Source organism: Acinetobacter sp. ANC_7511 (assembly GCF_056779975.1).
Genome location: NZ_JBWYIY010000006.1, coordinates 120,948 through 134,690, shown reverse-complemented (window position 1 = coordinate 134,690; position 13,743 = coordinate 120,948). Strand labels below are relative to the sequence as shown.

Sequence of the window (13,743 nt, the reverse complement as noted above, 5' to 3'; positions counted from 1 at the left end):
GTATAAAAGCTCCATTATAAAACCCCAAAAGGTTATAAAAATGTCTATTCAAGAATTAAATCATCTAGAAACAGAAATCGTATCAGGTGCAGGTACGTTAATCGGTGACACGCTTCAAAACGCATCAAACCTATTTTCGAGCACATTGAATGTTCAAGCTCCAATTTGGAAGCCATTGAGCCTAATTCCTGGTGTTGGTACAGTTCATCAAGCAATTGATGTTGGCTTCCTTGCGATTTCAGAAGGTCTTTACAGGGCTGGAACACTGTTAGGTGGCGATCAAGATCAGGTCAAATTTCATTATGACAATGAAAAAGGCGATGGGACTTATAATCCATTAGGAATTTTTAAGGGTATTGTTCGCTAATATAACCTTAGATTCATTCGAAAGGGTCAGCCATGCATTTGGCTGGCTTTTTTATTTAAGCAGTATGCATTAATAATCAGGCTTTCAATCAATCTTGTTGATCTAAAATTAATCTTGATTTTTTTCTTAAAAGCATTGCGTGATATGGCGTCAACATTTAAGTTGTATGACATAAATGTTGTTAGGAAGTTTTCATGTCTCGTGTTGCTCGTTTTCATGCAGATCGCACTAATCAAAAACTCTATTTTGCCCGTCTATCATGTCAGCAAGCAGAACAGACAGAGCATATTCAACAAGCTCAAGCCCATCGTGAAGCGGCAGTCTTTCATTTGCATGGAGCGGTCTTGGCATTTTTGCAAGAGTTGGTGCGTTATTACCGTTTAAATGATTTTTCACCTACATTAAAATCTATTGAAGAGCATATGGCCGCTAAAGGGCAAGTTTCTCCAGAAATCACCGTGTTACAGCATCTTGCAAAGGATGGTTTTATTGCAGAACTAAAGCGCGCTTATCGTATGTGCCAGTATGCACCTGAACCAAGTGCACCAGAACCTGAGGATGAGACTTCTTCAAATCTTATTATTAAAGTCACGCAGACACCTCAAGCGTGGTTGCCAGACACTCAAATTCTTCGAGAGTGGCATCGTGACTTAACCCATCTTATTGACGGTTTTCGTAACGAAATGGTTGAGTTTTAATTGTAATCATGACAGTTTTAAACGATTAGACTTGAAATATAAATTTTAGAACTTATATAAAATAGTCTAAGCAATGCAAAGTGCATTCAGCATTTTGCCACCATGTGAATCATGGAGGGTATATGTCTATAGAGCAATTGAAAGAATTATTCGGAACACAAGAAGCAATTTTAGAATTGGTGCAACTTGAGAATGGCGAGTTAGCTCTTCGTCACGCTGCATCCGAGGATGAGCCACTTGTGAAAATTCAATTTAATGATGAAGTGAAAGCTTTATTAGGTGATCATATGCCTTTGATTGCCCAACACATGATTCAGGCTGCGTTATTTGCACTTCTCGAAAAACAATCGAATGAATGGCATGCGGAAGTCGTAGATGAAAAACCACAGTTTTATAGCTAAGAAAAAACCGCGCAAATAGCGCGGTTTTTATTTTACTTAGTGAGATGGTGCATGATGATGTGCGATTTCAATTTGATTTAGAATATGATTGCTCATGTTCTTCGCCATTTCTTCCTTCGCGTAATACACTTCACCAATTTCATCTGCACGTATTGCTTCAGCTTCTTCTTTACTTTCTGCACAGATCAAAACTTGAATCTGTGGATTCAGAAGTTTGGCAGTATCTACAATCTTATGAATATCTAAAATATCCATCGGCGAGATAATTAAAAGCCTCGCATGTTGTATATGCGCTTGAATTAATACGCCCGGTTCTGTTGCTGAACCTGATACTGCAGCAATATCTTTTGCACGTAGTTTTTCAACAATTTCTCGATTTTCTTCAGCAATCACCACTTTGATGTTATTTTCCATCAGTGTTTTTGTTAAGCGACGTCCAACTTCTCCATGACCGACCATGACCACTTGATCGCGCAGGTAGTCCTGTGAGACCTCGTCAGGTAACATCGCCAATGGATCACCACTACGCTCAAGCAAACGAGCCAAATGCGAGCGCTCACGAATCCATTTCTGTACGGGTTCAATGGCTGAAAATAAAACAGAATTGAGCGAAATAGAAAATAATGCCCCGGCTAAAATCAAGTTTTGAGCTTCAGGGGTTAATAATCCTATAGATAGACCGAGTGTTGCCAAGATAAAGGAGAACTCACCGATTTGAGCCAGTGAGGCACCTACTGTAAGTGCGGTATTTAATGGATAGCGGAAGAACAAAACCAGCGCCATTGCTGCTAATGTTTTTCCGATCATGATAATGCCAATCACAGCCAGAATATGAAGTGGTTCTTCAACGATAATTGTTGGGTCAAACAACATTCCGACAGAGACGAAGAATAGGATGGAGAATATCTCACGCAGTGGTAACGTTTCTTCTTCAGCACGATGACTGAAGTCAGACTCTTTAACCACCATCCCAGCAAAGAATGCACCTAATGCCATTGAAACGCCAAAAACTGCATACGAACCATAGGCAATGGATACGGCTGCTGCAACCACAGTCAATGTAAATAGCTCGCGAGAACCTAAGCGTACGACAAACTGAATAATTTTAGGGATGAGGCGCTTACCTATAATCAGCATAAAGGCGATAAAGCCCGCAACTTTAAGTAAGGTTATTCCTAAAGTCACAAAGACATTTTGATCTGGATTGGCGCCTTCGAGTGCTGTTCCGCCGAGGAGTACGGCTGTAGCGGGTAATAAAACTAAAGCGAGCACCATAACTAGGTCTTCGACGAGTAGCCATCCCACAGCAATTTTTCCATTGACTGAATCCAATAAGCCTCGGTCACCCAAAGCTTTCAGGAGTACCACAGTACTCGCACAAGATAAGCTTAAGCCAAACACCAATGCTGACCCAAAACTCCATCCCCATAGCATAGAGACGCCAATCCCGAGGATGGTAGCCACTGTGATTTGTAAAATTGCACCAGGGACAGCAATACGCCGAACTTGCATTAAATCTTTCAGTGAAAAGTGCATCCCGACACCGAACATCAAAAACATGACACCCAGTTCTGCGAGTTGATTGGCTAGTGTGATATCGGCGACGATACCGGGGGTTTTGGGGCTAATAATAATGCCGGCAATGAGATAGCCAACAAGAGGGGGTAGACGTAAACGTGCGGCGATAAAGCCAAAAATAAGGGCTAAGCCAAAACCAACCGCAAGCAATATAATTAAATCTACATCATGTGGCACTAATCACCCCTTAAATATTTATAAATTATGAATTGGCTTTTGAGCTGTATAAGCATAAAAAATGCCAAACTGAGATTAAATTTTAACAACCTGAAGAAAAAAAAGGCAAAAAAAACGACCCAATGGGTCGTATTTTTTTAAAGAACTAAAATTATTTGATTTTAGCTTCTTTGAAGATTACGTGTTGACGGATTTTTGGATCAAATTTTTTGATTTCCATTTTTTCCGGCATAGTACGTTTGTTCTTAGTAGTGGTATAGAAATAACCTGTACCAGCAGAAGAAACTAGGCGAATCTTATCACGCATTTTCGTTGCTCCTTAGATCTTTTGACCTTGAGCACGTAGGTCAGCAACAACCTTTTCGATGCCCAATTTGTCGATAATACGCATACCTTTAGTAGTTAGACGAAGACGTACGAAACGTTTTTCGCTTTCTAACCAAAAACGGTGGTGGTGCAGGTTCGGCTCGAACCGGCGCTTAGTTTTGTTGTTGGCGTGTGAGACGTTGTTACCAACGACTGGACGCTTGCCGGTAACTTGGCAAACCTTAGACATGGTGTAACTCCATTGATTTAGCCAACAGCAAACCTGTATGGCCAGTCAAAATAAAACGGATTGAATTCATTCAAGGGGCGTTTTATATCAAAAATACGCTTAAAAGACAAGCGAAATTGATAAAAACAGGGCATGACCTGTTGTGATAGATCATGCCTTGATCATTTAACGAAGAAAGGCTTTACGGATAAGACTAGGGATCGGTCTATTAAACGGAGGCAGTACGTATTTCAAGCTGAATAGCTTTGGAATAGACATGACTGAGCGTTCATTTGATAAACTGAAGAAGCCTTCGGGACCATGGTATCTGCCCATACCAGATGCACCAACGCCACCGAAAGGTAGATCATCTTGTGCAACATGAGTAACAACAGCGTTTTGACCAAAGTGTCCAGAGTGAGTACGTTGCGAAACGTATTCTGCTCGAGCATCGTTAAAGTCGAAATAGTATAATGCAAGTGGACGTGGTCGGTCATTAATAAACTCGATAACTTCGTCTATTTGATCATATTCTAAGATTGGTAAAATTGGACCAAAGATTTCGTTCTTCATAATTTCCATATCAGGGCTGATATTGGTCAGAAGGGTTGGCGCTATTTTACGTACAGAAGCAAGCTCTTCTTTTAATGGGTTAATTTCAGTGACTTGAGCACCATTTTGAATCGCATCTTCTAAGTAACCTTGTAAGCGTTTATTTTGCTTATCGCTCACTATAGAGGTGTAATCTTGGTTGTCACGTAATGTTGGATACATCGTTTTCGCAACGGTTTCAAACTGGTGAATAAACTCTGAAGTTTTACCACGTGGTAGGAAAATATAATCTGGTGCGACACAAGTTTGACCCGCATTCCACAATTTACCGAATGCAACACGCTCCGCGACATCCTTTAAGTCAATTGAAGGGTGCACGATAACTGGTGATTTACCACCAAGTTCTAGAATAACTGGAACTAAGTTTTCAGATGCTGCTTTCATCACAGTCTTACCAACATTGGTAGAGCCTGTGAAGACTAATTTATCAAATGCAAGATGACTGAATGTGTCAGAGATTACGCCACCACCTGTAACAACGGCAACTAACTCTTGTGGGAACGCTTCAGATAAAGCATTTTGTAATACATAGCCAAAGTTACGAGAGGTGCTTGAAACTTTAATCATGGCATGGTTGCCCGCTGCCAATGCACATACTAATGGGCTAATCGCCAATAATAAAGGGTAGTTCCAAGGGGAAATGATACCGACAACACCTAAAGGTTGATACTGAACCCAACCTTTTGCAGGTTGATGTAAAATACCGATATGGCGTTTAGAAGGCTTCATCCACTCTGTTAAATGTTTGCTGTAATATTTGATTTGTTCGAGTGAAGTGAGTAGTTCACCAATTTTCGTTTCAGAAACCGAACGATTACCATAATCTTGGCTAATTGCTTCTGCAATTTGGTCCTGATATTTAATCAAAACTGCTTTAAGACGAGCCAAACGTTCAATACGCTGTTTTGCTGTCGGGTTCGGATAACGTCGATAGGCTGCTTTCTGAAGCGCTAGAAGATCATGTAAATGCTGAACTTCCGATGCTTCAGTCGTCATTAAATTTGTTTTTGTTTGACTGTTCATGACCAGTACCACTAATGTAAGGGTTGATGTGATTTTTATTTTTAGAGTAAATACTCTAAAAGTCAAGTCACTTTTATGTTAGCTTGGGCTAAACGTCATTATTCTTGTTATAGATGGTATTAGGATGTCGCATTCCAAAACGTTAAAAACCAAAGACCGAATCTTGCAAATTAGTTTGCAACTCTTTAACGAACGTGGAGAGCGATCTGTCACAACTAACCATATCGCAGCAGAGTTAGGTATTAGCCCTGGTAATCTCTATTATCACTTTCGTAACAAGCAAGAGATCATTAAAGAGTTGATGGAGCAATATCAGCATGCAACTTTAGAGCTGCTAGCATTGCCAGAAGACCGTGATGTAAATGCCAATGATAAAATCCGATACTTTCAAGTACTCAGTAGTCAGTTATGGGCCTATCGTTTTCTGCATCGTGATGTATATCATTTAACCGAAAATAATGACGACTTTAGAAAAATTTACCCGCGTTTCGCAGGTAAAGTGATGCAACAAGGTCAAAAGATTTACCGAGCCTTCGTCAATGCAGGTCTCATGCAAATGACAGAGTCTGAAATTGAAGCGTTGATCATTAACCTATGGATTGTCCTAACCAATTGGACGAACTTTCTCTATATGTCTGGTCATTTAAAAGATTCCAACCATCTAGATGAAAAGTGGGTTTGGCAGGCACTGCGTCAAATGGTGTTTCTTGAAGGTCCTTATTTACGTGGTGAAAGTCGTCAGACTTATGAGCGCTTGCTTGAAACGTTGGGAACATCTGAATTATTTGCTAGTCTTTCTGCTGATCGAGAAGATTGATTTCAGCAAAGATAATTTGAAAGCATTAAAAAAAGAGTTAGAATACGCGGCTGTTTTTCAATTTAACTGTTAAGTGATATAAATCATCATGAATATGACAACTGCTAACACAGCACGTTTACTGATTACTTGCGAAGATAAACCAGGAATCGTGCAGGCTGTATCGAGCTTTTTGTATCATCAAGGGGCAAACATCACTGCGCTTGATCAATATGCAACAGAAGCTCAGGGCGGGCGTTATTTCATGCGTGTTGAGTTTGAACTCGACAATTTGCAAAGCCGTAAGGAAAATATTCTACAAACTTTCGCCACAAACGTAGCTGAACGTTACAACATGCATTGGCGTCTAGCTTTAGTGTCAGATGTAAAGAAAGTAGGTATTTTGGTATCGAAAGTCGATCATGCCTTGCTTGAACTTTTATGGCGTCATGCACGTGGTGGATTACCTTGTGAAATCACTAAGGTTGTGTCGAATCATGAAGATCTACGTGAGTCTGTGGAAAACTTCGGTATTCCTTTTGAAGTTGTGCCTGTCAATAAAGAGAACAAGCGCGAAGCATATGCAAAAATTGATGAGTTAATGCAAGGTAATGATTTGCTTGTACTCGCACGTTATATGCAGATTCTTGATGAAGAGTTCGTCTCTAAGTGGGAAATGAAAGTGATCAACATTCATCATTCTTTCCTTCCAGCTTTTGTGGGTGCTAACCCTTATAAGCAAGCGTATGAAAAAGGCGTAAAACTGATTGGTGCAACAGCGCATTATGTGACAGCTGATTTGGATCAAGGTCCGATTATTGAACAAGATGTTGAGCGTGTCAGCCATGATTTTACAGTTGATCAATTACGTGAATTAGGTCAAGACGTTGAACGTAATGTCTTGGCGCGTGCTGTTAAGTGGCATTTAGAAGACCGTATCATTGTTGATGGTAATAAAACTGTGGTATTCCAGTGATTTTTAATTAAATATCACTGATTTATTAAGGCATGCATGAGCATGCCTTTTTTATTGATGATCAAAAAAACTCATCAAAACTGCAGAATTAATAGTTGCAAATGAAAACACTTCTCATTTATTATTGGCGTACTTTAATTGTACTAACCGATAAGTTTGATTGAAATCTTCCTTATGAAGACAGCGTCAATGTATATCAGATCATAAATTTTAATGAGCCCATCTCCCATTCCTATGATGCAAAATCCAATCTCAATGAAAAAGAAAGTGCTTACTTCGCTCATTGCAGTGGTGATCGGGCATATTGGTGTTTTATTTGCCGTGAGTCAGATGAAAACACCTGAATTAAAACCTATTGATAAGGATCCAATTAAGGTTCGTTTTGTTCAGATAAAAGAGGATGCGCCACCGCCGCCACCTCCTGTTGAACCTGTGAAACCTCAAGTTCAACCAAAACCAGAACCTAAAGTCGTTGAACCACCTCCTGTGGTTAAACCCAAAGTCATTGCTGAAAAGCCTAAACCTGTCGAACAAAAAGCAATTGTTCAAGAAGATAAATTAGAAAAGCAAAAGCAGGAACAACAGCGTTTAGAGCAAGAACGTAAAAATCGTGAGTTGCTTGAACAGCAGCGACGTGAGCAAGCATTGCGTGACCAACAGCTACGTGAGCAACAAGAACGTGAGCGCTTGGAAAATGAAAGACGCGAACAAGAACGTCGTGAGCAGCAAGCACGTAATACACCAAAGAATTTAAGTATTGGGCAAATATCATGGTCTCGTACACCGAAGCCATCATATACCAACCGAGATTTACAAGGTTCTGATCGTACTGTTGTAGTATCGATTGAAGCGGACACTAACGGTAATGTAGTGAATGCCAGAATCACAAAATCAAGTGGAATTGATTCGCTTGATCAAAAGATTTTACGCTCGGTGCGTAATGCAAAATTCAGACCTTATAAGGAAAATGGCGTGGCTTATCCGTTTAGAGCGGAACAACCATTTGAACTTAAGTTGAATTCTAACGGCTAACTTTTATTAGGAGTTCGAGTATGAACTTTTCAGTTTATTGGCAACATGCTGATGCAGTCAGTAAGACGCTTTATTTCGTTTTACTCGCAATGTCTATTGCGACATGGACAATTGTCGTTTTACGTGTGATGGGAACACGTCAACTGAAAGAAGTTGCTTATGCTCAACTCTCTAAAGCATTAGCAGGATTGAAAGCAAAACTCGCTCCTTTGGGATTTGAACAACGTAAAGCTGTTGCTGAGCAAGCTTTATTGCGTCAGATTGCTTTGGAAAAAGCATCTGCTGAAAAAGGTGTTGCTGTACTCGGAACAATTGCCTCACTTGCACCATTTGTAGGGCTATTTGGTACAGTATGGGGAATCTTCCATGCATTGGTTGCAGTAGGTAAAAGCGGTCAAGCAGGACTTGCACAAGTTGCAACCCCTGTGGGTGAAGCCCTGATTATGACTGGTATTGGTCTAGCAGTAGCTATTCCAGCAGTGATCGCATACAACATTTGTATTCGCTTTAATCGTACATTAAGTAATGAACTACAAGATCATGCTCACAGTCTTTTAATCGACACGATGCTGCAACAAGATTCTTCTGCGCAAAAAGTTGAAGTGAAAGCGACTCAAGAAAGTTACGTTGGAGGTCAAGCTTAATGGCTTTTCAATTGGGTGAAGACAACGATACAGGCATGACGGAGATGAACCTCATCCCGTTAATTGACATTATGTTGGTTTTGATGATCATCTTCTTGGTGACAGCGACCGTTGCTAACCCATCAATTCCATTAACTTTACCAAAAACGACAGCGGATATCATTGATCCGCCACCTGAATCGATTCAAGTAAGCATTAACTCACAGGGTGAGATTGCATGGGATTCAGAAATTATCAGCTTAGATGAATTGCAAAAAAGATTTAACGATGCCGGTGGTTCAGCACAACAACCGACAATTATTCTTAAAGCAGATAAAGAATCACGTTACGATACTGTTGCTCAAGTGATGTCACGTGCAAGCGAAGCCGGGCTTGCTGACATTGCCTTTGCCACAGATAATTAACTGATTAACATGAGAAAAGCGACCATAAGGTCGCTTTTTTTATACCTGTATTAGTCTTTGAGTAAACCTTCAAATTTAGAGCGAAGCTTTAAAAGTTTTGGTGGGATACTAAAATTGCAGTAGCCCTGAGTCGGGTTACGAGCAAAGAAATTTTGATGATATTCTTCAGCAGGGTAGAAGGTCGGTACTGAGCTTAGTTCTGTAACAATATCTAAACCTTCTGCTTTTAACTGTTGAATCGCTTTCTCTGCAATCTGGCGCTGTTCTTCATTAAAATAATAAATGACAGAGCGATATTGCGTACCTATATCATTACCTTGGCGATTGAGTGTGGTTGGATCATGTGTTGCAAAAAATACATCAAGCAATTGAGCAAAGCTAATTTGACTTTCATCAAAATCCACTAAAACCACTTCTGCGTGATGGGTGTCTCCTTTGCAAATGTCCTCATAGCTTGGATTGGCCGTATACCCACCCGCATAACCACTCACGACTTTAGTGACACCTTTGAGTTGAAGGAAAACTGCTTCAACACACCAGAAGCATCCGCCACCGAGCAAAGCTTGTTGCATGGGATTCACCTTATTGAGTTGCAATGACTGAAATAATGGGGTGTAGAATGAAAAAAGCAACCAGTGAAATGGTTGCTTAACTGTTAACGCGGTTGTATTGCAGACTCATACTGCAATACTGGATTACCATTCTCATCGAGTAGGCGAAGCGTTTTGTCATAGACTTGGAATGCCGCGACTTTTGCCAAGGCAGCATTATAGCGATTTGCAAGTTCTTGAGTATTCACACACATCATTTGTGTAGTTGCAACTTCACTCAAGCTAATTTTGTCAGCTTTAATGCTATATGCACCCATAAAACGGTTACAACCATCTGCACCACTCAAACGACTAGATGCTGCATCAAATTGAATACTTGGAACATTGTGTGCAGTAGGGTCGGTCTTAAATTCTGTTGCGCCAATATGTGTCAAAATCCAAGTTTTATTTTGCAATTGATTAAGTGCTTGTTGTTGCTTTTCAGCAGATGGTGTTGTGGTACATGCTGTAAAAAGTAATGCTGAGCCTATAACGGATACGGCTAAAAGTTGTTTTAACATATGAAATGCCCCTGTGTTATTTCTTTCTAATGTAAATTAAATTCAAGTCAATTTTATGTATATCAACTGATACGCTAAGGTGCAAGCTCTGGCTGACTCTGAGGGAGACCCAGACGAATCAATTTTGAATAATTTTCACTACTTTGATATTTAAATTGATTAAATTGGTCTGTTCTTGGGTTGACATGTGCCTTGTTGTACCATGTTTTGATATCCCAATGATGTTGTAATGCCCCTAAGTCATACAGATAATTAGGTAAATAACCTGAGGCTAATAATCGGTAGTCCACTGGCAGTTCATGTTTGGAAATCGCTTGAACCATATCAAAAACCAAAGTGGTGCAGTTACTGGTCAAGGTGTTATACCATTTTGGTTCTTGACTAAGTTTATCTGCTTGCTCTAAATATTCCTCAAATAAAGCTTTCATTTCAGCAGCTTCCATGTTGATTGGGAAAAAATAGACCTGCTCATTACGTACATTGCTACGTGTATAAATAATGTCTTTCTCGTCAGCAGCAACTAAACTGACTTCGTACTTTCTAAAAAAACCACCAATAGCAGAAAACTCTTCATCTTTTTCTTTGCGAATTTCAATCGAAAAGGTCAGTGGTTTAGAGTTTTTGAAATCAAAGCTGACTAAAGTGTGGGCGATTTGTGGTCCCATCCAATATGAAGTAATGATGTTAATGCCACTGATTTGATTCAAATCAATTTGACGTGTTTCCCAGCGTTCTTGATAGGTTCCGTCTTCATTCCATGCAAAATTACGCACATTGTGTAAAGTGACCCAATCACCTTGACGTTCATAATTGAGAATTCTTGCGACTTCAGGATTCCACTCACGGTCTTGTTTGGCAGGGATACTAAAATACCAAACTAAACTGAACGCAAAAAAGACAATGTATAAGACAACATCTTTACTACGGCTGAAAAAATGTTGTGTTGCATATATGCCTAAAACACTTAAGGCAAAAGCGACCCAAAAGCCAATGATAATACGACTGACTAACCAGCCAAATGGCTCTTGAACCCATAAGGCCATACATAACCAAATTGAAGAGAAGATGACAAATAAACTAAATAGGGAGTGAAAAGCTCCCTTTGCAAGCGCAAGAATAAACTCTCTTTTACCGATGTTATGCATTGTTATTGGCTATATGTAAGAAAGCTTTATTTTTGGTAGGTTGCGAACTCAAATGCAATATTTGTTTTGTCATCAATGTGTTGCTCTGATGCCACTTTTTTAAATTCAGGTGGAATCTCAGGATAATGAGCATCACCTTGAACGTCTAATTCAACATGCGTGAGTTCTAAGCGATCCGCAATAGAGATCGTTTGGCTAAAAATTTCTCCACCACCTATGATAAAAATAGATCCAGGCTTTTCTGAAGCTTTTACATCATGGACTGCCTGCTCAAGTGCACTCTCGATTGTATGCGCGATTTTTGTTCCTTCAAATTGCCATGACGTATCTCGTGTAATGACCCAATTTACACGTTTAGGAAGCGTTCTACCCATAGACTCAAGTGTTTTACGTCCCATCACCACAACACCACCTTGGGTAATTTCTTTAAAATGTTTGAGATCAGCTGAAATATGCCATGGCAAATCATTTCCTTTGCCAATACAACGTTGCTGATCCATTGCAACGACGTGTACGACTTCTAAACCTTGAAATGCCATGATTATTCTTCCAGCGAATATGAGTTAAAGAGGGAAATGTAAAGTTGGATCACGATTAGTATCAACTGTGATCCCAAAAGACATTAGTTAAAATCAAACCGCAACAGGTGCTTTAATTGCAGGATGCGATTCGTAATTTACGATTTCAATATCTTCAAATTTGAAATCAAAAATATCTTTAATTTCGGGATTCAGTTTGAGTTGGCACAATGGAAGTGGTTCACGTGTTAATTGAAGTTGTGCTTGCTCGAAATGATTGGCGTAAAGATGAGTATCACCACCTGTCCAAACAAAATCACCGACTTCTAGATCACAGACTTGCGCAATCATATGGGTGAGAAGTGCATAACTTGCAATATTAAATGGAACGCCAAGAAAAACATCAGCACTACGTTGATAAAGCTGACATGATAATTTTCCATCCTGAACAAAAAACTGGAAAAGCGTGTGACAAGGAGGGAGTGCCACTTGTCCAGCTTCTTTTGGGTTCCAACCTGATACGATTAAACGACGGGAGTTTGGATTGGTTTTAATTTCATTAATTAACCATTTGATTTGATCAAAACCATCTTGCTCGTATAAACCATCGTCTTTTTTAGTTGCACCAAAGTTACGCCATTGGTGTCCATATACTGGACCTAGCTCTCCTTCAGGACGTCCAAAACGAGCAGTCTGCTCAGCTGTCGACCATTCATCCCAAATTGTAACTTTATGATCTTGCAGATATTTAACATTGGTATCACCTTTAAGGAACCAAAGTAATTCAATCACGATTGAACGGAAGTGAACTTTCTTTGTGGTCAGTAGAGGAAAACCTTTAGAAAGATCAAAGCGCATTTGATGACCAAATACAGAACGAGTACCTGTACCAGTACGGTCACCTTTATCACCGCCATTGTCGAGGATATGTTGTAGTAGGTCTAAATACGCTTTCATAAATGTCCTGATCGATTTGAATGTGGCATTTGAAGAATAAACCAATGCCAAAAATTTCATTGGCATCAGTTTATACTAAAGCAGCATGCATTTTAATATCTTCCTTACGGAATAGACTCTTTGAAAGCGAGTAATTAAAGAAATAAGAAAGCACCCTTTAGGGTGCTCTCATTTAACACAAAATTTTAGGGCTTAAACAGTTTTGTGTCCTGTATGTACAGTATGAATTAAATCGCTTAGGTCATAACCAATGGATTGAGCATATGCTAGATACGCTTGCTTGATAGATTCATTTAACACAGGTTCACGGTGCAGAATCCAAAGATATTTTTGATTAGGTTCACCGACTAAAGCAGTTTGATAATTTTCATCGATCTTAAGTACCCAATAATCACCCTTAGTGAATGGAATCCAACGAAATCCTTCAGGCAAAAAGCTGACTTCTAATTTGCCATGTTCAGCATCTACAACTGTGGCTTCGCCAATAGACTCATCCAGTTCTTTGTTGCCATCAAGACAACGATTTTGAACACGTACAGTTCCATCGCTGTTTAAGGTATAGACTGCCGAAATATCCGTACTGTCTTCAGGTTGATGCTTCATTGGTAAGCGTGCAATCTCATACCAAGTACCTAAATAGCGTTCAAGTTGGAAGTTAGATACGGTCGTTAAATTTTGACTCATTATGATTTACTCCATTTAATCTAAATTAGATACATCCTTTGAGTATAGGCACAGTTTTGGAGTAGAAATAATACTGTTCTGTAGC

Annotated in this window: 18 protein-coding genes; 8 read left to right on the top strand and 10 right to left on the bottom strand. The window is 39.6% G+C overall.

Annotated elements, in window-relative coordinates:
• Positions 1-40: 40 nt before the first annotated feature.
• From AC1M9L_RS05695 to AC1M9L_RS05685, 3 genes are all read left to right on the top strand, one after another.
• Positions 41-367 carry a hypothetical protein gene (locus tag AC1M9L_RS05695; protein ID WP_481591569.1) on the top strand — a complete coding sequence of 109 codons (327 nt, stop codon included), beginning with the start codon at positions 41-43 and terminating at the stop codon, positions 365-367.
• 194 nt (positions 368-561) lie between these two features.
• Positions 562-1,065 carry a DUF6586 family protein gene (locus AC1M9L_RS05690; protein ID WP_481591568.1) on the top strand — a complete coding sequence of 168 codons (504 nt, stop codon included), beginning with the start codon at positions 562-564 and terminating at the stop codon, positions 1,063-1,065.
• Between the two features lie 122 nt (positions 1,066-1,187).
• Positions 1,188-1,466 (top strand): hypothetical protein, encoded by a 279-nt coding sequence (locus AC1M9L_RS05685; protein WP_035266758.1) that lies wholly within the window; start codon positions 1,188-1,190, stop codon positions 1,464-1,466.
• Between the two features lie 36 nt (positions 1,467-1,502).
• Here the strand turns inward: AC1M9L_RS05685 and AC1M9L_RS05680 are convergent, their stop codons facing one another.
• The 4 genes from AC1M9L_RS05680 to AC1M9L_RS05665 form a co-directional block, all read right to left on the bottom strand.
• On the bottom strand, positions 1,503-3,221 hold the full coding sequence (locus AC1M9L_RS05680; RefSeq protein WP_179998680.1) for a cation:proton antiporter: 1,719 nt from the start codon (positions 3,219-3,221) through the stop codon (positions 1,503-1,505).
• A 151-nt stretch (positions 3,222-3,372) separates the two neighbouring features.
• Complete coding sequence (rpmG, locus tag AC1M9L_RS05675; RefSeq protein ID WP_001205031.1) at positions 3,373-3,528, bottom strand: 50S ribosomal protein L33; 156 nt, start codon at positions 3,526-3,528, stop codon at positions 3,373-3,375.
• A gap of 12 nt (positions 3,529-3,540) precedes the next feature.
• On the bottom strand, positions 3,541-3,777 hold the full coding sequence (gene rpmB, locus AC1M9L_RS05670) for a 50S ribosomal protein L28 (protein ID WP_000048256.1): 237 nt from the start codon (positions 3,775-3,777) through the stop codon (positions 3,541-3,543).
• Between the two features lie 165 nt (positions 3,778-3,942).
• A complete protein-coding gene (locus AC1M9L_RS05665) occupies positions 3,943-5,391 on the bottom strand; it encodes a coniferyl aldehyde dehydrogenase (protein WP_035266754.1) in 1,449 nt (482 codons plus the stop codon).
• A gap of 124 nt (positions 5,392-5,515) precedes the next feature.
• Between AC1M9L_RS05665 and AC1M9L_RS05660 the strand changes: the two genes are divergently transcribed.
• The 5 genes from AC1M9L_RS05660 to AC1M9L_RS05640 all read left to right on the top strand — a co-directional run bounded on the left by AC1M9L_RS05660 (position 5,516) and on the right by AC1M9L_RS05640 (position 9,243).
• Positions 5,516-6,208: a TetR/AcrR family transcriptional regulator gene (locus AC1M9L_RS05660; protein ID WP_035266753.1), complete on the top strand. Its 693-nt coding sequence runs from the start codon at positions 5,516-5,518 to the stop codon at positions 6,206-6,208.
• A gap of 88 nt (positions 6,209-6,296) precedes the next feature.
• Positions 6,297-7,163 (top strand): formyltetrahydrofolate deformylase, encoded by an 867-nt coding sequence (gene purU, locus AC1M9L_RS05655; RefSeq protein WP_092766746.1) that lies wholly within the window; start codon positions 6,297-6,299, stop codon positions 7,161-7,163.
• A gap of 213 nt (positions 7,164-7,376) precedes the next feature.
• Positions 7,377-8,195: an energy transducer TonB gene (locus AC1M9L_RS05650; protein WP_092766747.1), complete on the top strand. Its 819-nt coding sequence runs from the start codon at positions 7,377-7,379 to the stop codon at positions 8,193-8,195.
• Positions 8,196-8,215: 20 nt separating this feature from the next.
• Positions 8,216-8,839 (top strand): MotA/TolQ/ExbB proton channel family protein, encoded by a 624-nt coding sequence (locus AC1M9L_RS05645; RefSeq protein WP_180028347.1) that lies wholly within the window; start codon positions 8,216-8,218, stop codon positions 8,837-8,839.
• A complete protein-coding gene (locus AC1M9L_RS05640) occupies positions 8,839-9,243 on the top strand; it encodes an ExbD/TolR family protein (RefSeq protein WP_035266746.1) in 405 nt (134 codons plus the stop codon). Before AC1M9L_RS05645 ends, AC1M9L_RS05640 begins: the two co-directional genes overlap by 1 nt.
• A gap of 50 nt (positions 9,244-9,293) precedes the next feature.
• Here AC1M9L_RS05640 and msrA read toward each other — a convergent pair whose 3' ends face one another.
• The 6 genes from msrA to AC1M9L_RS05610 form a co-directional block, all read right to left on the bottom strand.
• Complete coding sequence (gene msrA, locus AC1M9L_RS05635; RefSeq protein WP_035266744.1) at positions 9,294-9,815, bottom strand: peptide-methionine (S)-S-oxide reductase MsrA; 522 nt, start codon at positions 9,813-9,815, stop codon at positions 9,294-9,296.
• An 83-nt stretch (positions 9,816-9,898) separates the two neighbouring features.
• Positions 9,899-10,354, bottom strand: coding sequence for an META domain-containing protein (locus AC1M9L_RS05630; protein WP_035266743.1), 456 nt, complete (start codon positions 10,352-10,354; stop codon positions 9,899-9,901).
• A 74-nt stretch (positions 10,355-10,428) separates the two neighbouring features.
• Entirely contained in the window at positions 10,429-11,499 is a 1,071-nt protein-coding gene (locus AC1M9L_RS05625; RefSeq protein WP_481587592.1) for an Lnb N-terminal periplasmic domain-containing protein, read from the bottom strand.
• 26 nt (positions 11,500-11,525) lie between these two features.
• A complete protein-coding gene (locus tag AC1M9L_RS05620) occupies positions 11,526-12,038 on the bottom strand; it encodes a dihydrofolate reductase (protein WP_035266739.1) in 513 nt (170 codons plus the stop codon).
• A 93-nt stretch (positions 12,039-12,131) separates the two neighbouring features.
• Complete coding sequence (gene thyA, locus AC1M9L_RS05615) at positions 12,132-12,974, bottom strand: thymidylate synthase (RefSeq protein ID WP_035266815.1); 843 nt, start codon at positions 12,972-12,974, stop codon at positions 12,132-12,134.
• A gap of 192 nt (positions 12,975-13,166) precedes the next feature.
• A complete protein-coding gene (locus tag AC1M9L_RS05610) occupies positions 13,167-13,658 on the bottom strand; it encodes a lipocalin family protein (RefSeq protein WP_481591567.1) in 492 nt (163 codons plus the stop codon).
• Positions 13,659-13,743 lie beyond the last annotated feature (85 nt).